Consider the following 17,063-nt stretch of genomic DNA (forward strand, 5'->3'; position numbering starts at 1 on the left):
ATGACGGGGTTCGAAGCTGATCCGAAAGCCCTGCGCGACGCCGCTGATCAGGCAAAGCGTGCCGCGGGAATCGTTCGCGAGCTGGATCTTGAGCGGGTGGCGGCGCTTTCCGGCGCATTGACCGGAAGCGAGTCGGCGAAGACCGCCGCCGAGCTCGGTCCACATTGGGAGAACTCGATCGGTGTCTGGGCGAAGGGAGTGGATTCCTACGCGGCGTCGCTGACCACCGCCGCGACCGCGTACCGGGTGCGAGACGATGCCGGTGAACAGGAATTCGACGGGACAGGTGGTCGATGATGGTCACCTGGGCCGATGTCAGCCAATGGAAGGCTGACGGGATAGGGCAGATCGGTGACCACTTGGCCGCACAGAATCGCCAGGTGCTCGGTTTGCAGGACGAGATCGACGGCGCCAAACCCGCCGGCTGGGCCGGCGAGGCGGCGGATGCGGCAGCTGAGAATTTGCGGGCCCGCTGTCAGGAACTCGAGGATCTCGCGGCACGCCTGTCCGCGGCCGTGAAGATCATCGACGACACCGAGCAAGCGGTGCGCGATTTGGTGCGCAGCGTCGAGACGACCGAGGATTTCGCCGCCAAGAACGGTTTCCGGATCGACAACGGCAAGGTCGTCGAGACCGAAAACGCCGGTGGATTTCTCTCCAGCATGCTGGTGCAGGTCGAGGTGGAAGCCATTCTGGCCCGCGCCGGCCAGGTCGACGCCGAACTGAATTCGGTGCTCAAGCGCATCATGGCAGGCGAAATCGGTGACGCCGGCGCGACGACGCTGGCGGCGGCCGCCGCGGCAGGTGAAGACCGCATCGCCGACGAACAGCGACACCGAGATCTCCTGGCGAAGTACCAGGTCAAAACGGACGGCACGACAGTGTGGCCGAGCGGCTTGACCGGCTGGCTCGCGGAACGAGCGGGTTTCTCGAAGGAGAAGATCACCCAGTCCGAAGCCAAGCTGCTCGACGATCTGCAGATGCGCAAGGGCTTGCTCGGGCTCAAGGAATTCGCCGACATCCGGCAGGACGCCCTGCACGTCGCCGAGGGAAAGTTCGACGGCAAAGGCCTGACCGACGGGCACGCCGACGCGTTCCGCCACGCTTACTGGAACGCGATGATGACGCAGCGGTACGGAGAAGAATGGGCCCGCGACTTCGCCACGGCGCACGAGCGGAACCCGAGCAGCCACCACGTCCCGGTGGCCATGGACCTGCACAACAACGAAGTCGGCCGCGCGATCGCCCGGGCCAACCCGGACGCCAGTCCCGAGCAGATGGCGAATCTGATCGAACAAGCCGTCAAGGACGGCAAAATGGTGGTCATCGACAAGAACGACACACTGGTATCGTCCAACGAATCGCCTCCAGGCGAGACCCGCGAAACCAAGAACAAGCCTTGGCCCACGGACAATCCGGGGCGCAACGACGACCACGACCCCGGCGACCCGTCGGCGTATCCGGACCAATACTGACCATGCGCTTGATAGTGACTCTGCTCGCCCTGCTCGCCCTCGTGGCGGGCTGTGGCACGAGCACCCCAGGAGTGACAGTGGAATTCGACGAAGGTCTCGAAAAAACGATCGGCGAACTCGCCAGGTCGGGCGGCTCGCGTCCGCTCAAGGAACTGGCCCCCGGCGATTGGACGTCGGTGCACGTCCTCACCGGCCCCGCTTCCGGCGCGCGAATCGAACGCGAACTCGGCCGTCCCGTCACGGTCGAGGGCGATGGCACACACAGCGGGGACTACGTCCAGGACGGCAACCTCCTGGTATTCGACCGGGACGGAGCCACTACGCGGATGGTCAGCCTCGGCACTCTGGCCGCCCTCGGCGAGGGTAAGTACCGGGCCGATGTGGTGCTGCGGGCGCAGGGTGGGGCGATCACGATGACGGACCCGGACGGCCGTCCCGCGGGCTGATAAGGGCTACCGGGTCATCTCTTCCAAGAAAGCTTGGGTCTCGGGATCGGTCGAATAAACGGCAGTGCCACGCATCCCCCGGGTGAGTAGCACCTTGTAGGTGTTCTTGATCAGCGCGCCGAAATGCAGTTCGTCGGCCCGTTTCACGGCACTGTCCTCGGAGTTCTGGCGCTGGGGAACCCACATACCGTCGCGACGAACGAGATCGGAGCCGAAGATGACCCCGGACCAGTCGTACTCGAATCCCTGGGCGGTGTAAATACAGCCCACCTGCCCGAAACCGCGTTCGTCCGTGGCCCAGTAGTTGGATTCCGGGACACCGGCCACGGCCTTGTTCCGTTCCGATTTCGCGTTCCACGGACGCTGCCAACCGCCGATCTTGACGTCGTCGACCAGCGCGCGGCCATCCGGAGTCATCACTGGATCACTCCAAGGCCAGCAGAAGCCGGCGGCGAGCCGGGGCACTCCGCCGTGCAACTCCTTTTGATGCAGCACCCACGACTCCAAAGCTTGGGGTGAGGCGGCGCTCGCCACCGTGATCCCTGCGTCCAGCGGCCCTGCGAGCTTGCTCCAGGGGACAGGTGGTTCGACGTTCTGGCCCAGTCCCAGCAGTCGTGCCACCCACGTGTCGTAAGAGACTGAACCACCGCAGCGCAACTGGTCGTGCAGGCGGACGACCTCCACCTTGCAACCGAGTGACTCGGCCGCGGCGGAGATCTCACGCAACGAACCCATCTCGCCAGGCCGCACGATCTGATTCTCGTCGAGCAGGAACACCGGCACCGTGGCGACGTTGATCAGTTCGTTGATCTGGCGGCCAGCTCGATCGCGCTGCTCCTTCTTCGTGTACTGCGTGACGCCCTTTTCTCGAATGCGGTGTGCTTCATCGCAGATGAGGACGTCGAGTTCTCGAGGCTGACAACCGACGTAGGTGTTGAAGTACTTGAACAGGCCCTGTACGCGTGTGCTTCCACGGCCAGCGTATTTTCGCATCGTCTGGGTGAAGGACTTGGAGCCGGTCGCGTGGTGGACGGCCAGACCACGACGAGCCAAATCGCCGAGAAGGCTCAGGGCGATCACGCTTTTACCTGAACCGGGACCACCCTCGACGATGACGACAGTACGAGTCTGTGCGGCGCGAGAACGTTCGACTGCCTGCATCACCAATTCGTAAGCGACCTTTTGCTCGTCCAGCAGGACGAACTGCTCGCGATCCCGGATCTCCGCGGCCGCGAGCGCCAGCAACGGCTTGGTCGGGCGGTGTTCGAAGCCGAGGAGTTCGTCGCCCGCGGCGAGGTTGCTCGCTCGGTTGACCGATTCGTCGAGTACGGCGTTCAAGGCCTGATGGAAGTCGGCCTTGTCGTCCATCGTGAACAGTCGCCCGTATTCGGTGACCTTGTACTGGAGGAGACCGTCGATATCGGTGCGGCGGGCATTGTGCAGGTACGCGATCCCGTGGACTGCCTGAGGACGCTCGGCGAGTGCTGGAGTGTGGTCCACGAAGTACTGGCAGTACCCGCGTACCTGTTCCACCGGGTGGAGGTGCAGACCGGGAAGGCCGGGGATGTCGAGCACCTGGGCAAGGTGTACTTCGGCCTTCGACCATTGCTTGAGCTCGAGGAACACGAACGAGCTCTGCCCAGTACGGGGATGGGTTCCGCACAGGATCACGTCGACGCGCTGCCTGCTGTGGGGAAGCTGGTGCTCGAGGAGGACTTCGACGTCTCCGAGCCCCGCATCGACCAGGTCGTTGAGCAGGACGGGAAGGCTCTTCTGCCAAGAGACGACCTCGCTCGTGCCCGCTCTGGTGCCGAGCACGTACCCGGACTGCTCGCGCAGCCTCTGATGCAGGTTGCCCGTCCTGGCCTCGATCAGAAGATCGGCTGCTCGGCCGCGTGCAAGTGCCACCTCGTCCCCTCCCCAGGGCGTGCGTCATCGACGTACGGATGGGGGACAACAACGAGGTGACTCGGTGTCCGTCGGACCGTTCCTGTCCAGGTTAGTGGATCGCTCTCCCCGCCGCGGTTCACCGGGCCGGGGAAGTTTCGGTTACAGATGGGTTCGCACAACGTGGCAGCCGCCATCTCCACCCCCGGTTCGTGGCCAGGGTATAGCTCACTAGTGTGAGCCCACACGTTGGACTCTGACTAAGAGTGACTGCGCGACGCGAGCCTTGGGGGAGGACGTTTTGCCGGTAAGGAAGACCGCTGCCGAGTTGCGGGTGGCGTTGGGCTATGAAGGTTTCATAGCGAAGCTCGCTATACATGCAAGGGTCGATTACAGCGCTTCGACAAGGAACGGTGAAGTCGGTTCGTGGCGGCGCAGCCTCCCGGTCCTCGCCGAGACTCTTTGTGCCATCGGGCTGGGTCATGTCGAGGTGCTTCTCGAGTATCGGCTCCCCTTCAGTCCTAAGCGAGTGGACGCGATTCTGTGCGGTGTGCATCCGGAGACGGAGGAACCGTCGTATGTGCTGGTGGAATTGAAGCAATGGCGACGCATGGAGTTGGTGGGCGAGGGGCTGGTCAAGATGTCGGATGATGCTGCGCAGCCCGTCTTGCATCCGTCCGAACAGGTCCGGCGCTACTGCCGCCAGCTCCTTGACTTCACGCCTCGATTCGCGCGTGCGCCGCGATTGGTGAAGGGAATCGCCTACCTGCACGACGCCGTCTATGATCCCGCCTGGCAAATGGACAAGACCCGTGCCGATGGTTTGGGGGAGCTCTTCGCGGCTGACACGCAGAAGGACCTGGCCAAGTTCCTCTGTTCTCTTCTTGACACTGACGCTGGTTCGGCCGCTGGTGCGCGTGAGGCGGCGGTGGACCTTCTCGCTGCTCGGCACACCCCGGCTCGGAACCTGTTGACGATGGCTGCCAGCACCTTTGAGAAACGTGATGAGTTTATTCTTCTCGACGAACAACAAGTGGCCTATGAATCGGTCATGGGGGCCCTTGAAAAAGCGGACTCCAAGGGTTCCTCTGAGGGCAAGAAAAAGGTGGTCCTCGTCAGTGGCGGTCCGGGTTCGGGAAAGAGCGCGATAGCGATAACCCTTCTCGCCGCCCTCGCTCGTCGTAACAGGCGGGTCCTGCATGCGACAGGCTCGAAGGCGTTTACGGAGACGCTGCGAGCGACCGTTGCCGGCGATGAGCGTCTCGACGAGATGTTCAAGTATTTCAATCAATTCGGCTCGAAGCGCGAGAACTCGCTGGACGTGTTGCTCTGCGATGAAGCCCATCGTGTCCGTGGACTTCCCGATCGTGTGCGAGGGAGGTTCCGCGGCCAGATCGATGAGCTCATCGACGTGGCCAGGGTTCCCGTTTTCCTGCTCGACGAGCATCAGGTCGTGCGTCCCGGCGAAGTCGGTACCAGGGAATACATCACTGACATGGTGAACCTCAAGGGGCATGAGGTTCTCGACATCCGCCTCGACGGGCAGTTTCGGTGTGGTGGGTCGGACAAGTTCGACGAATGGGTCAGGCGCCTCTTGCGTCTGAGCCCCGAGCGCCCGATCGTCTGGTCCGAGCTGGTTGCGGGAAGTGATGACGAGTACGTGGTCGATGCGGCGGAGTCGCCTCAAGAACTTGAGGCATGGCTCCTTCAGCAGGCGGACCTTCGTGGTGGGAATGCGAGGATGACGGCAGGGTTCTGCTGGGACTGGAGTCAGCCCGTCGAGGACGATGGCACTCGTCGGCTGGTCGATGACGTGAAGATCGGTGGATGGTCGCGTCCGTGGAACGCCAGGCCGGAGGCGCCCGTTCCAGGTGTTCCGTCGTCGTCGTTGTGGGCCTCCGACCCACGTGGTTTCGGGCAAGTCGGTTGTATCTACAGTGCCCAGGGTTTCGAATACGACTGGGCAGGCGTGATCTTTGGCGATGACTTGATTATTCGTGAGCGCGATTGGGTCTCGGACAGCGGTTCGTCGAAAGATGATCGGGTGAATACGGCCAAGGATGCAGATTTCGACCGGTTGGTGCGGAACACGTACAAGGTGTTGATGACCCGGGGCCTGCAGGGCGTGTGCCTCTACTCGAAAGATCCGGCAACGAACCGGATTCTTCGGAAATTCGCGCGTTGAGAGCCGGCGACTGTCGCTCATGAGGGCCGGATCACGACCCGGTCGACCAGGCGGCCTGCGCTCTCAGGGGCGGTCGCGGCACATGAGTTCCGCCGTGGGTGCTGGTGGTGCCCCCGGCAGGATTCGAACCTGCGACACCCGCTTTAGGAGAGCGGTGCTCTATCCCCTGAGCTACGAGGGCATGTACTGCCAGGCGCAGCCTACCGGGTGACGCGAGCCGCCCGAGCGCGAGGTCGCAAGTCACACCCGGGCGGACCAAGCGGCCGGCCCCGAATGCCCCGAACGGCGGTTGCGCGGCAGGTGCCCCGAGAAGAGCGGCCGGACAGCGACACTGGCCGCCCAGTGACACTCGACCTGCGGATCCACCCCCGACCAGCGACACTCTCCAGCAGGAGAACAGGGTCTGAATCGACGCCTAGATCGACACAGATGACCCGCGCGGGTCACTCGTACGTGTCTGGTTTCGAAACCCTGAACAACAGTAGGTAATCTTCGTTAACGGGACGCGAGACGCCGCTCCCCCGGCTGCCGGAGGGCTTCGTTGATCAAGCTCATGTTCGCCGACGACGAGGAACTGGTCCGTTCGGGCCTGCGTGCCATGATGTCGGGCGCTGCCGATATCGAGATCGTGGGCGAGGCGAGCGACGGGAGATCAGCGGTCGAGGTCGCCCGGAGGTACCACCCTGACGTCGCGTTGCTCGACATCAAGATGCGGGCGCCTGACGACGGCATTCGCGCGCTGAGGGCGATCTTGGCCCTGCCGGATCCGCCGACCGTGGCCATGTTGACCACGTTCGACATCGACGACTACGTCAGTCTCGCGCTCAGGCTCGGGGCGAACGGCTTCCTCCTGAAGGACATCGACCCGGCGGCGCTGCTCAGGGCGGTTCGCGACCTCGCGAGGGGTGGCGCGGTGCTCGACCCTGGGGTCGCGGCGCGCATGGTCCAGTCGCATCGGGACGAGCAGCGGGCCGCGCAGCCGGCGCGCAAGCTGCTCGCGTCGCTGTCCGAGCGGGAGCGTGAGGTCGTCGGGCTGATCGGGCAGGGGCTGTCCAACGCGGAGATCGGCGGGCGCCTTCACCTGTCCGAGGCCACGGTCAAGGGGTATGTCTCGGCTGTCCTGTCCAAGATCGGCGCGGCGAACCGGGTGCAGGCCGCGCTGCTGGCCTACCGCGGTGGCCTGCTCGACCAGTAATGATCCTCACCGCGCTCGAGTTCCTCGGCTTGATCGCGTTCGCCGCTTCGGGGGCTCTCGCGGCGGTGCGGGCCAGGTTGGACGTCTTCGGGGTGGTCGTCGTCGGGTTGACGACCGCGCTCGGCGGCGGGGTCATCCGTGACGTCCTGCTCGGGATCACGCCGCCCACGACCCTGCGGACCTGGCCTTATCTCGCCGTTTGCGGCGGGACGGCGTTGGTCGTGTTCGTCTTCCATCCGCAGATCGCGAAGTTGCGGCGCGCGGTGCTGCTCGCCGACGCGCTCGGGCTCGGGGTGTTCGCGACGGCGGGGACCACCATCGCGTTGAACGCGGGCGCCACTCCCTACGCGGCGTGCTTGATCGGCATGACCACGGGTATCGGCGGCGGCGCTGTGCGTGATCTCCTGCTGCGGGAAATCCCGCTCGTGCTGCGGAAGGAGATCTACGCGGTCGCGGCGCTCGCGGGGGCCGTACTCGTCGTGATCGGTCACGCTCTGCGACTGCCGCCGGGGCCGGTGACGGTGGTAGCAGCCGCCGCCGTCGTGGGGGTCCGGATGCTCGCTTTGTGGCGTAGATGGAACGCACCTGTTGCGAAAGGGCCCGAGACCGGCTGAAACGTCTTCCGGATCGCCGGATTTCCTTTGTTGGTTCTGTGTGTGTTCTTAGGCGAGTCTCAGCACTCTGCGTAAGACTGTCGCCATGCGCATCCTCGTAGTGGACGACGACAGGGCCGTCCGTGAATCACTCAGGCGATCCCTTGAGTTCAACGGCTACCAGGTGGAGCTGGCCGGGGACGGCGCGCAGGCCCTCGAAGCGATCATCGCCAACAGACCCGACGCGATGGTCCTCGACGTGATGATGCCGCGGCTCGACGGCCTGGAGGTCGCCCGCCGGCTGCGAAGCACCGGTGACGACCTGCCCATCCTCGTCCTCACGGCGCGGGACACCGTCTCCGACCGGGTGTCCGGTCTCGACGCCGGCGCCGACGACTACTTGCCGAAGCCCTTCGCGCTCGAAGAGCTTCTCGCGCGCCTTCGCGCGCTTCTGCGCCGGGCGATCCCGGATCCGCAGGCCGGGCAGAACGCCGAGGTCCTCTCGTTCGCGGACCTCACCTTGGACCCGGGGACGCGTGAGGTGCGGCGGGCCGGGCGGGAGATCAGTCTCACCAGGACCGAATTCGCCCTGCTGGAGCTGTTCCTCTCCTACCCCAAGCACGTTCTGACCCGCAGCCGGATCCTGGAGGAAGTGTGGGGATACGACTTCCCGACGTCGGGCAACGCGCTGGAGGTCTACGTCGGCTATTTGCGCCGAAAGACCGAGGCTGGGAACGAACCGAGGCTGATCCACACGGTGCGGGGAGTGGGCTACGTCCTGAGGGAAACCCCGCCGTGACCGAACCGGTCCCGGTCGTCGACGTGTCCGAAAAGGATCCGCGCGGCGACCGCTGGGGCACGCGGCGGTTCTCGCTCCGAGGCCGGGTCACGCTGCTCGCGGCCGCTTCGGTGGCCGGCGCGGTGGCGCTGGTGTCGCTCGGCGCGTACCTCGTCGTGCGCGACAACCTCTACCAGCAGGTGGACGACAACCTGCTCGCCCGTGCGCAGGCCGCGGTCGAGTCGCCCCAGGTGCAGACCGAACTGCAGCAGGTGCCCGGCGCCTTCCTCGCCAGCGCGGACCTGCAGATCGGCCAGCTGACGGTCGGGGAGAAGGTCCGGCTGACCTATCCGCAGTCCGGGAGCCGCCCGCCGTACGGCGAGGACGAGATCGCGGTCGCCTCCGGGGACAAGGCGTTCTCCCTGCGCACCGACCCGAGGACCGACAGCCGCGTCGTCGCCCTCCCGCAGGGCGACGGCCAGGCGATGGTGCTCGCGCAGTCGCTCGGGCCGACGAAGCGCACCCTGAACGAGCTTTCGGTGGTCCTGTTCCTGATCGGCGGCGCCGGGATCCTGGTCGCGGCGGCCGCGGGAACGGCCGTCGCGAGAGCGGGCCTGCGGCCGGTCGACAGGCTCACGTCGGCGGCGGAACGTGTCGCCACCACGGGTGACCTGCGGCCGATCCCGGTGAGCGGCGACGACGAACTCGCCCGCCTCACCCAGAGTTTCAACACGATGCTGGGCACGGTCGCCGAATCGCAGGAGCGGCAGCGGCAACTCGTCGCCGACGCCGGCCACGAGCTCCGCACCCCGCTGACGTCGCTCCGTACCAACCTGGAGCTGCTCCTGTCCGCGAGCAGGCCGGGCGCGCGGACGCTGTCCGACGAGGACCGCAGCGACATCGAGGCCGACATCCGCGGTCAGCTCGACGAGCTGACCCAGCTGATCGGCGACCTCGTCGAGCTGGCGCGCCAGGACGAGCCGCGGATCGAACACGAGCGGGTCGAGATGGTCGACGTCGTCGAGCGCGCGCTGGACAGGGCGCGCCGCCGCGCGGGCGAGATCGAGTTCGACGTCTCGCTCCAGCCGTGGGTGCTCACCGGCGACACCAGCGCGCTGGAACGCGCGGTGCTGAACCTGCTGGACAACGCGGTGAAGTTCTCGCCGGAAGGATCGACGGTCGGGGTCCGGCTGTACCCGGTCGGCGACGGCACCGCGGTGCTCGAAGTCGAGGACTCGGGGCCGGGGATCGCCGACGAGGACCTGCCGAAGGTGTTCGACCGCTTCTATCGCTCTTCGGAGGCGCGGACGCTGCCCGGTTCCGGCCTCGGCCTCGCCATCGTCCAGCACGCGGCGCAGCGGCACGGCGGCGACGTCTACGCGGGCCGCGCGTCCACCGGTGGCGCGCTGATGACCTTGCGGCTCCCGGGAGCCCCGGCCTGACAGGTGATTACTCTGACGAGTGATGAGCACCGAGAACGCGCCTGAGATGCCGCCCCGCCGTCTGCTGTGGACACTGCTGGTGGCGGCGGTGCTGCTGGCCGCCGACCAGCTGACCAAATGGTGGGCCGTCGACGCCCTCACCGGCCAGGCCCCGATCCCGGTGATCGGCGACTTCATCCGGTTCCGGCTGCTCTACAACCCGGGCGCGGCGTTCTCGCTGGGCGCGAACTCCACCTGGATCTTCGCGATCCTGGCCGCGGTCGCGGTGGTCGCGCTGCTCTGGATCTCCCGCAAGGTCCGGTCGGCGGGCTGGGCGATCTCGCTCGGGTTGCTGCTCGGCGGCGCGACGACGCATCTGGGGGACCGGTTGTTCCGCGAGCCCGGCTTCGCACGTGGCCACGTCGTCGACTTCATCGACTACAACGGCTGGTTCGTCGGGAACGTCGCCGACATCGCGCTGTTCTTCGGCGCCGTCTCGCTTTTCGTGCTGAGCTTCCGCGGCGTTCCGATCGAGGGCGTCAAGGAGACGGCGGAGGAGTAACGAGACAGAACTCGTTCCCTTCCGGATCCGCGAGCACGACCAAGCCGTCTTCGGGACGCGCGAGTACGCGCGCGCCCAGTGCGACGAGCCTTTCGACGCTGTCGCCGGTCAGGTCCAGATGCACCCGGTTCTTGACGGTCTTCGATTCCGGAACCAGATTGAAGAACAGCCGCGGTCCCGAGGCTGCTTCGACCAGCACCGAAGGGTCGTCCTCAGGGCCCGAAAATCCCAGCGAACGAAGGCGATCAAGCTCTTCTTCGTCATAGGGTGCGATTTCGTAGCCGTCGAGCGCGGCCGCCCAGAAACGGGCGAGCGAAGCCGGATGACGGCAGTCGAAGACGACGTCGCGAAGCCTGGCCATGGCCTCATGGTGGCAGTCCGCTCGACTCGTCGCGCCATGTTTGATCGCGTAGGATTTTGTGTAGTTGATGGAGGAGGGTTCGTGCTCGCGCGGCAGCGACAGGCGGTGATCCTCGAGGAGGCGCGCCGGACCGGTGCGGTCCGGGTCAGCGACCTCGTGGTGAGGCTCGGCGTGTCCGATATGACGGTGCGCCGCGATCTCGACGTGCTCGCCGGCCGCGGTCTGGTCGAGAAGGTCTACGGGGGCGCCACCTCCGTCGTCGGCAAGAGCACCGACGAGCCCGGTTTCGAGGCCAAATCCGTGCGTCAGCGCGCGCAGAAGGAGGCCATCGCCGCGCTCGCCGCCGGGCTGGTCCGGCCGGGCACCGCGATCGGCGTCTCCGCGGGCACCACCACGTGGACGCTGGCGAGGGCGCTCGACGGGATCCCCGGCCTGACGATCGTCACGAACTCCATCCAGGTCGCCGACGTGCTGCGCGGCGCGAACCAGCCGGATCGCACGGTGGTGCTCACCGGGGGCGTCCGCACCCCGTCGGACGCCCTCGTCGGGCCGGTCGCCGTGCAGAGCCTGCGGTCGCTGCACCTGGACGTCGTCTTCCTCGGCGTGCACGGGATGGCCGACGGGCCCGGGTTCACCACGCCGAACCTCACCGAATCCGAGACCGACCGCGCGCTGGTCGAGGCGGGCCGCAAGCTGGTCGTGCTGGCCGACCACACCAAATGGGGCATCGTCGGCATCTCCACGATCGCCGGACTCGAAGAGGCCGACGTCGTCGTCTCGGACGACGGTCTTTCCGATCAGGCAAGGGAAACGCTCACCGAGCAGGCGGGTGAGCTGATGATCGCCGAAACGGTGGAGGCGGCGGAAGCCGAAGAAGCGTGAAGCCGGCGGCCGTTGGCGCCATACTCATGTGCGATGCACAGCATTGGCTCAGGAACTTCTCAGGACCATCCCGCAAGGTGAAGACATGACCGAGAACGACCCCAGCGGCCAGGACGCCGAGAAGGCGCGGCCCGCCGTCGCTCAGCCGGACGCGGAGCAGAGCGCGAACTGGGCTCAGCCCGCGCCGCAGCAGCCCGACGCGACCGGCCTCGGCGGCCATGCCACTCCGCACACCGGAGCGCAGCAGGCCTACTCCCAGGAACAGCAGCAGTACAACCCTTGGTCCCCGCAGGCTCAGCACGCGCCCACGCAGGGGCACCAGATCCCGGGCCAGCAGACGCCGTTCACCCAGCCGGGTCCGTCGGTGTACGCGGTCCCGCAGCAGCGGCAGGCTCAGAAGTCCACATCGGGCAAGCTGCTCGCCGGTGTCGCGGCGATCGCGCTGGTCGTCGGCGGGGTCGCGGGCGGCACGGTCGGCTACCTGACCGGTGACGCCTCCGGCGGCTCGGCGGTGAACGCGCTCGACGCGCCGAAGCCCGCCCAGCAGACGGGCAACCTGCCCGCCGGTTCGGTCGAATCCGTGGCGCAGAAGCTCTCGCCGAGCGTGGTCGAGCTGCAGGTGTCCGGCCGGTCGGGTGCGGGCGAGGGTTCCGGCTTCGTGCTCAGCACCGACGGCTACGTGCTGACCAACAACCACGTCGTCGAGGTCGCCGCCGGCGGCGGGCAGATCCAGGCGGTGTTCCAGGACGGCAAGAAGGGCACGGCGACCATCGTCGGCCGCGACCCCACGACGGATATCGCCGTGGTGAAGGTCAGCGGCGTCAGCGGCCTGACCCCGGTGGAGCTCGGCCGCTCCGACGACCTGCGCGTCGGGCAGCCGGTGGTCGCCATCGGCTCGCCGTTCGAGCTGACCGGCACGGTCACGTCGGGCATCGTCAGCGCGCTGAACCGGCCGGTGAGCGCCGGCGGCAACGGCGACCAGACCACGGTGATGTCGGCGGTGCAGACCGACGCGGCGATCAACCCCGGCAACTCCGGCGGCCCGCTCGCGAACATGGCCGGCCAGGTCATCGGCATCAACTCGGCGATCTACAGCCCGAGGTCCGCGCAGGGCCAGGGCGGCGAGAGCGGCGGCAACGTCGGCATCGGCTTCGCGATCCCGATCGACCAGGCGCGCCGCACGGCCGACGACATCATCAACACCGGCCAGGCGACGCAGACCTTCATCGGCGCGCGAGTGCAGACGGCGCCGACCGGTGGGGCGCAGCTCGGTGAGATCTCGCCGGGCAGCCCCGCGGAGAAGGCCGGCCTCAAATCCGGTGACGTCGTGACGAAGCTGGACGACCGGCCGATCCCCAACGCGGACGCGCTCGTCGCCGAGATCCGCACCAGGGCGCCGAACGACAAGGTGAAGTTCACGCTCAGCGGGGACAAGGTCATCGAGGTGACCCTCGGCGGACAGCCCGTCACGCCGAACTAGAGACGCTCGGCCGCAGTGCGCGGCCGAGACCAGCTCCGGCTCGAACCCCCAGCGGGCCGGACCCGAAGAGCCACGCGCGACCGGCTGCCAATCCCGGTCGCGTGTGGCTCTTTTTTATTGATGGATAAGGCAATTGCGTGTTGCGAAAGCCACTTTCGCAACGTTGAAGGTTGCGAAAGTGGCTTTCGCAACGGTCGTGCCTTCTGATCGGACCATTCATCGCAGACGGCACAGCCGCATGTCGCGAAAGCCACTTTCGGGACGTCACGTGTCCCGAAAGTGGCTTTCGCGACACGGCGCCGGGCAGGCCACCAAGGCCTCTCTAGTGCGCCTTCCGCCGGAGCAGCGCGGCCACGAGGACGCCGAGCCAGACGACCGCCAGGCTGACGAGCAGGCCGGTGACGGTGTCGGCGTCGTGCAGGCCCGGGTTCCGTGCGCCGCCGAAAGGCCGCCACAGCAACGGGATCGCGAGCAGCGTCAACACCCCGCTGAGCACCGCGCCTGTCTTGACCGGCGTCTTCCAGCGCTCCGGGAGGAACCTGCTCAGCGCGAACCCCACGGCGCCGACCAGCGGCGCGATCAGCAGGTCGTGCGCCAGCGGGCCACCGGCGAGCCAGCCCAGCGTCTTGAAGACGTCCGGGCGCAGCGGGAAGGCGTACTCGGAGAACAGCACCGCGCCCCACGCGAGCGCGGCGAGGCCGGGCACGAACAGTAGCAGCCGCAACGTCTTCACAGCGTCTCCAAACGGGCGACCCATTTCGTCTGCAGGACGCCGGGCCGGTTCGGGGCGATGATCCGGCACGGGAAGCCGTGGTCGGCGTCGAGCACCTCGCCGTTGAGTTCCAGTGCCAGCAGGGTGAGGTCGTCCGCGGTGTGCTCGCCGGGAAGATCGCTGATCCCGTAGGGCCCGGCCTTCTCCAGCGAGAACACGCGGACCGGAGTGCCCGGCGTGCTTCCGGCGTGCCGCAACAACTCCGGCAGTGAGACGCCGCTCCAGCGCGCGGACTCGCTCCATCCTTCGACGCACGCGATCGGCAGCTCGGCCGAAGTTCTCGGCAGCGCGCGGAGTTCTTCCAGCGAATAGGTCTTCGTACCGTTCGGCGTCACCACCGAAAGCCGCCAGCCGGGGTCGTTCGCCGTGTCCAGGACACCCGCAGCCGCGGCGGTCCGGTTCACCGGCAGACCTTGCGGGCCCTTGTCACTCCGCCACGATAGCCCGGAAACGGTGCGCAGCAACGGAACCGTCGCTCCAGCGGTCGCGACGACGGCGACACCCGCGGCGAGCCAGGTCGTGCGGAGGAAGGCGCGGCGCGAGGGCTCGGGCTTGGTCGTGAGTGAGCGGCGGACGATCGGGAGTTTCACGGCGACGTGCACCAGAATCGAGCCGATCGCCACCCACGCGACCGCGTAGTGCAGCTGCGGGAAGTAGAACGTCCACGGATAGTTCTGCGCGACGTTGAACAGGCCGGTGACGACTTCGAAGAACGCGGCGGCCGAAAGCACCAGGATCGACAGGCGTTCCAGCGCGTGCGGCAGTGAGCGGATCACCGGGCGCTCGAACAGTTTCGGGTAGACGCTCCAGAGTTTGGCCAGCAGCAAGGGAATCGACGCGATCCCGGAGATCACGTGCGTGCCCTGGGTGACCCGGTACAGCCAGACCGGGCGGCTCGGCCAGCCGAACCACGACGGCGGATGCTGGATGAGATGGCTGATCAGGCCGGTGACGAAGCACAGCGTGAACGTGACGGCGAGCGCGAGCCCGATCCGGGACGTCACCCGCTCCGAAGGGGTGTTCATGCTTTCTCCAGGCAGGCGAACCAGCGGTGACCGTGACTGGTGGACCACGCGACGCGGAACGCGGTGCGCGCGGCGAGATCCGCGATCGCTTCCACGCCGACCCAGGCCCAGGTGAACCAGGCGCCGTTGTCGGGGCGCAGCCGGACGCGGTCCTGCCGGAGGCCGCGGCCGGGCGGGTCGAGTTCGACGAGCACCGTCCCGCCGTCGGTGAGCAGTTCCGCCATCCTGGCCAGGAGGCGATGCGGGTCGCCGCCGATGCCGATGTTCCCGTCGGCGAGCAGGACATGCCGCCAGCGCCCTTCGCCGGGGAGCCGGTCGAACACGTCCCGGTGGAGCGCGGCGGCGCCGCGGGCGTGGGTGAGCCGCACGGCGGTGGCCGAGATGTCGACGCCGAGCGAGGCGACACCGCGTTCGGTCAGCGCGGCGGTGAGCCTGCCGGGCCCGCAGCCGACGTCGAGGGTCGGGCCGTCGCAGGCGGCGAGGAGGACGTCGTCGCCGTCGCAGGGGATGGCCGTCCAGCGGTCGACCGGCAGGTCGACGCGTTCGCCGGTCGCCAGTTCCAGCCAGCAGCGGTGGCCGAGCAGGCCGCGGTCGAAGGCGGTCACCGGACCTCCGCCACCGCTCGGGCGAACCGGCCGTGCGGAGCCGCCGCCGCGACCCGGTGCGCGTCCGCGATCGTGTCCACATCGGACAGTGTGGGCAGGGCGCCGGGCCGGAGGCCGATATCGGCCAGGGCGCGCAAGGTCTGACGTCCGGTGTCATCACGCGACATCGGCACCCCGGCGAGAGCCTTGGCGTGCAGCGGATCCTTGAGGCCCAGTGCCCACCAGCCACCGTCTTCCGCGAGTCCGAGGACCGAATCTTCGGGCCGGTTCGCGGCGTCGGCCAGGAGCGACGGGGTGACCTGCGGGGTGTCCATCCCGATCTGCAGCACCGGTTCGCCGGGGCGGGGCGCGTCGGCGTGGGCGTTGACCAGTCGCAGGTCGAAACCTTCTCCGCGTTGGGGGATCACCTCCGTTTTTCGGAGCGCTGAAGTGATTTCCGCGCCGCGGACGGCTTCGTCGAGCTTGCCGGTCATGGCGACGACCACGCGTGCCTTCGGGGTCAGGAGGGCGGCTTCGAGAGTGTCGAGCAGCGAGGCGGCCGCGATCCCGGCGGCCTGCTCCGGTGTCGCGGGCGGGCAGAGCCGCGTCTTCGCGAAACCGGGCACGGGCGCTTTGGCGACGATCAACAGGCAGAAGGTCATCGGCTCAGCACCCGCCCGAAATCCCTCGCGGCCCGCAGGGTTCCCCGCAGCGAGCCGGAGACCTTCGATTTCGTGCCCTTGGCGCGTTCGCCGTAGGACACGTCGAACTCGGTGACCCGCCAGCCCGCGCGATTCGCCTTGATCAGCAGTTCGAGCGGGTAACCGAAGGCGCGATCGGTGACGTCGAGATCGAGCAGTGCCCGTCGCCGGACGGCTCGCAGCGGCGCGATGTCGCGGACCGGCAATCCCTTGTGTCGCAGGAGAGACGAGATCACGGCGTTGCCGGCTCTCGCATGCCACGGCCAGACACCAGGGCCGATGGGAATCCGGCGCCCGACCGTCAGCTCGGCGTCGGCGAGGCCGCCGACCAGCGTCGGCAACTCGGCGAGGTCGAGGGAGCCGTCGGCGTCGGCGAAACACACGACGTCCGCCGTGGCCGCTTCCAGCCCCGTGTGCACCGCGGCGCCGTAGCCGCGCCTGGGCTCGTGGACGACCTTGGCCCCGAGCCCGGCCGCGATTTCGGCGGAGCCGTCCGTGGAGCCGTTGTCGACCACGATCGCCCGGTAATGTCCGGGCAGGGCCGCCAGCACCCCGGGAAGGGCACCGGCCTCGTCGAGACAGGGGAGCACGACGTCAACCTGGTCATCGTTCACGCAACGCACGTTAAGTCCGAGGTGGACGGACGAAAACCCTTGCGCTGCTTACCGAATTCTGACGTCCGGGAAGTTCTTACCGAGTTCTGACGGTCCGCGCCG

18 protein-coding genes and 1 tRNA gene are annotated in these 17,063 nt (G+C 67.4%); 11 read left to right on the forward strand and 8 right to left on the reverse strand.

Annotated elements, in window-relative coordinates:
* The 3 genes from NQK81_RS29975 to NQK81_RS29985 are packed head-to-tail and all read left to right on the forward strand — an operon-like array spanning position 1 to position 1,921.
* Complete coding sequence (locus NQK81_RS29975; protein ID WP_034305792.1) at positions 1-297, forward strand: hypothetical protein; 297 nt, start codon at positions 1-3, stop codon at positions 295-297.
* Positions 294-1,475 (forward strand): DUF6973 domain-containing protein, encoded by a 1,182-nt coding sequence (locus NQK81_RS29980; protein WP_257484157.1) that lies wholly within the window; start codon positions 294-296, stop codon positions 1,473-1,475. Before NQK81_RS29975 ends, NQK81_RS29980 begins: the two co-directional genes overlap by 4 nt.
* A gap of 2 nt (positions 1,476-1,477) precedes the next feature.
* Entirely contained in the window at positions 1,478-1,921 is a 444-nt protein-coding gene (locus NQK81_RS29985; RefSeq protein ID WP_257484158.1) for a hypothetical protein, read from the forward strand.
* A 6-nt stretch (positions 1,922-1,927) separates the two neighbouring features.
* Here the strand turns inward: NQK81_RS29985 and NQK81_RS29990 are convergent, their stop codons facing one another.
* The gene (locus NQK81_RS29990; RefSeq protein ID WP_257484159.1) at positions 1,928-3,829 is read right to left on the reverse strand and encodes a DNA/RNA helicase domain-containing protein; all 1,902 of its coding nucleotides are present in this window, start codon (positions 3,827-3,829) and stop codon (positions 1,928-1,930) included.
* Between the two features lie 508 nt (positions 3,830-4,337).
* On the opposite strand from NQK81_RS29990, the gene NQK81_RS29995 reads away from it, so the two are divergent.
* Positions 4,338-5,993: a DUF2075 domain-containing protein gene (locus NQK81_RS29995; RefSeq protein ID WP_257484160.1), complete on the forward strand. Its 1,656-nt coding sequence runs from the start codon at positions 4,338-4,340 to the stop codon at positions 5,991-5,993.
* A gap of 105 nt (positions 5,994-6,098) precedes the next feature.
* On the opposite strand, the gene NQK81_RS30000 is transcribed toward NQK81_RS29995, so the two are convergent.
* Positions 6,099-6,174 (reverse strand) — tRNA-Arg (locus NQK81_RS30000).
* 360 nt (positions 6,175-6,534) lie between these two features.
* On the opposite strand from NQK81_RS30000, the gene NQK81_RS30005 reads away from it, so the two are divergent.
* The 5 genes from NQK81_RS30005 to lspA all read left to right on the forward strand — a co-directional run bounded on the left by NQK81_RS30005 (position 6,535) and on the right by lspA (position 10,542).
* Positions 6,535-7,188: a response regulator gene (locus NQK81_RS30005; RefSeq protein WP_005155565.1), complete on the forward strand. Its 654-nt coding sequence runs from the start codon at positions 6,535-6,537 to the stop codon at positions 7,186-7,188.
* Positions 7,188-7,802 carry a trimeric intracellular cation channel family protein gene (locus NQK81_RS30010; RefSeq protein ID WP_192743658.1) on the forward strand — a complete coding sequence of 205 codons (615 nt, stop codon included), beginning with the start codon at positions 7,188-7,190 and terminating at the stop codon, positions 7,800-7,802. Before NQK81_RS30005 ends, NQK81_RS30010 begins: the two co-directional genes overlap by 1 nt.
* An 85-nt stretch (positions 7,803-7,887) precedes the next feature.
* Complete coding sequence (locus tag NQK81_RS30015) at positions 7,888-8,580, forward strand: response regulator transcription factor (protein WP_037340466.1); 693 nt, start codon at positions 7,888-7,890, stop codon at positions 8,578-8,580.
* The gene (locus tag NQK81_RS30020) at positions 8,577-10,001 is read left to right on the forward strand and encodes a HAMP domain-containing sensor histidine kinase (RefSeq protein WP_126736830.1); all 1,425 of its coding nucleotides are present in this window, start codon (positions 8,577-8,579) and stop codon (positions 9,999-10,001) included. Before NQK81_RS30015 ends, NQK81_RS30020 begins: the two co-directional genes overlap by 4 nt.
* A 22-nt stretch (positions 10,002-10,023) precedes the next feature.
* A complete protein-coding gene (lspA, locus tag NQK81_RS30025) occupies positions 10,024-10,542 on the forward strand; it encodes a signal peptidase II (protein WP_257484161.1) in 519 nt (172 codons plus the stop codon).
* Here the strand turns inward: lspA and NQK81_RS30030 are convergent.
* On the reverse strand, positions 10,520-10,903 hold the full coding sequence (locus NQK81_RS30030; RefSeq protein WP_257484162.1) for a VOC family protein: 384 nt from the start codon (positions 10,901-10,903) through the stop codon (positions 10,520-10,522). The two genes, lspA and NQK81_RS30030, sit on opposite strands and share 23 nt — an antisense overlap.
* 81 nt (positions 10,904-10,984) lie before the next feature.
* Here NQK81_RS30030 and NQK81_RS30035 point away from each other — a divergent pair, with 81 nt between their 5' ends.
* Together NQK81_RS30035 and NQK81_RS30040 are read left to right on the forward strand one after the other, a co-directional pair.
* Positions 10,985-11,785 carry a DeoR/GlpR family DNA-binding transcription regulator gene (locus tag NQK81_RS30035; protein WP_257484163.1) on the forward strand — a complete coding sequence of 267 codons (801 nt, stop codon included), beginning with the start codon at positions 10,985-10,987 and terminating at the stop codon, positions 11,783-11,785.
* An 85-nt stretch (positions 11,786-11,870) separates the two neighbouring features.
* On the forward strand, positions 11,871-13,265 hold the full coding sequence (locus NQK81_RS30040) for a S1C family serine protease (RefSeq protein ID WP_257484164.1): 1,395 nt from the start codon (positions 11,871-11,873) through the stop codon (positions 13,263-13,265).
* A gap of 322 nt (positions 13,266-13,587) precedes the next feature.
* On the opposite strand, the gene NQK81_RS30045 is transcribed toward NQK81_RS30040, so the two are convergent.
* From NQK81_RS30045 to NQK81_RS30065, 5 genes are read right to left on the reverse strand one after another with little or no spacing between them, the layout of a single operon-like run.
* Positions 13,588-13,998: a hypothetical protein gene (locus NQK81_RS30045; protein ID WP_257484165.1), complete on the reverse strand. Its 411-nt coding sequence runs from the start codon at positions 13,996-13,998 to the stop codon at positions 13,588-13,590.
* Complete coding sequence (locus NQK81_RS30050; protein ID WP_257484166.1) at positions 13,995-15,062, reverse strand: molybdopterin-dependent oxidoreductase; 1,068 nt, start codon at positions 15,060-15,062, stop codon at positions 13,995-13,997. The genes NQK81_RS30045 and NQK81_RS30050 overlap by 4 nt, the downstream gene beginning before the upstream one ends.
* Complete coding sequence (locus NQK81_RS30055; protein WP_126736837.1) at positions 15,059-15,667, reverse strand: methyltransferase domain-containing protein; 609 nt, start codon at positions 15,665-15,667, stop codon at positions 15,059-15,061. Before NQK81_RS30055 ends, NQK81_RS30050 begins: the two co-directional genes overlap by 4 nt.
* Positions 15,664-16,308 carry a TIGR04282 family arsenosugar biosynthesis glycosyltransferase gene (locus tag NQK81_RS30060; protein WP_257484167.1) on the reverse strand — a complete coding sequence of 215 codons (645 nt, stop codon included), beginning with the start codon at positions 16,306-16,308 and terminating at the stop codon, positions 15,664-15,666. The genes NQK81_RS30055 and NQK81_RS30060 overlap by 4 nt, the downstream gene beginning before the upstream one ends.
* On the reverse strand, positions 16,305-16,961 hold the full coding sequence (locus NQK81_RS30065) for a glycosyltransferase family 2 protein (protein ID WP_257484168.1): 657 nt from the start codon (positions 16,959-16,961) through the stop codon (positions 16,305-16,307). The genes NQK81_RS30060 and NQK81_RS30065 overlap by 4 nt, the downstream gene beginning before the upstream one ends.
* Positions 16,962-17,063 lie beyond the last annotated feature (102 nt).

The organism is Amycolatopsis roodepoortensis, assembly GCF_024628825.1.
GTDB classification, from domain to species: domain Bacteria; phylum Actinomycetota; class Actinomycetes; order Mycobacteriales; family Pseudonocardiaceae; genus Amycolatopsis; species Amycolatopsis roodepoortensis.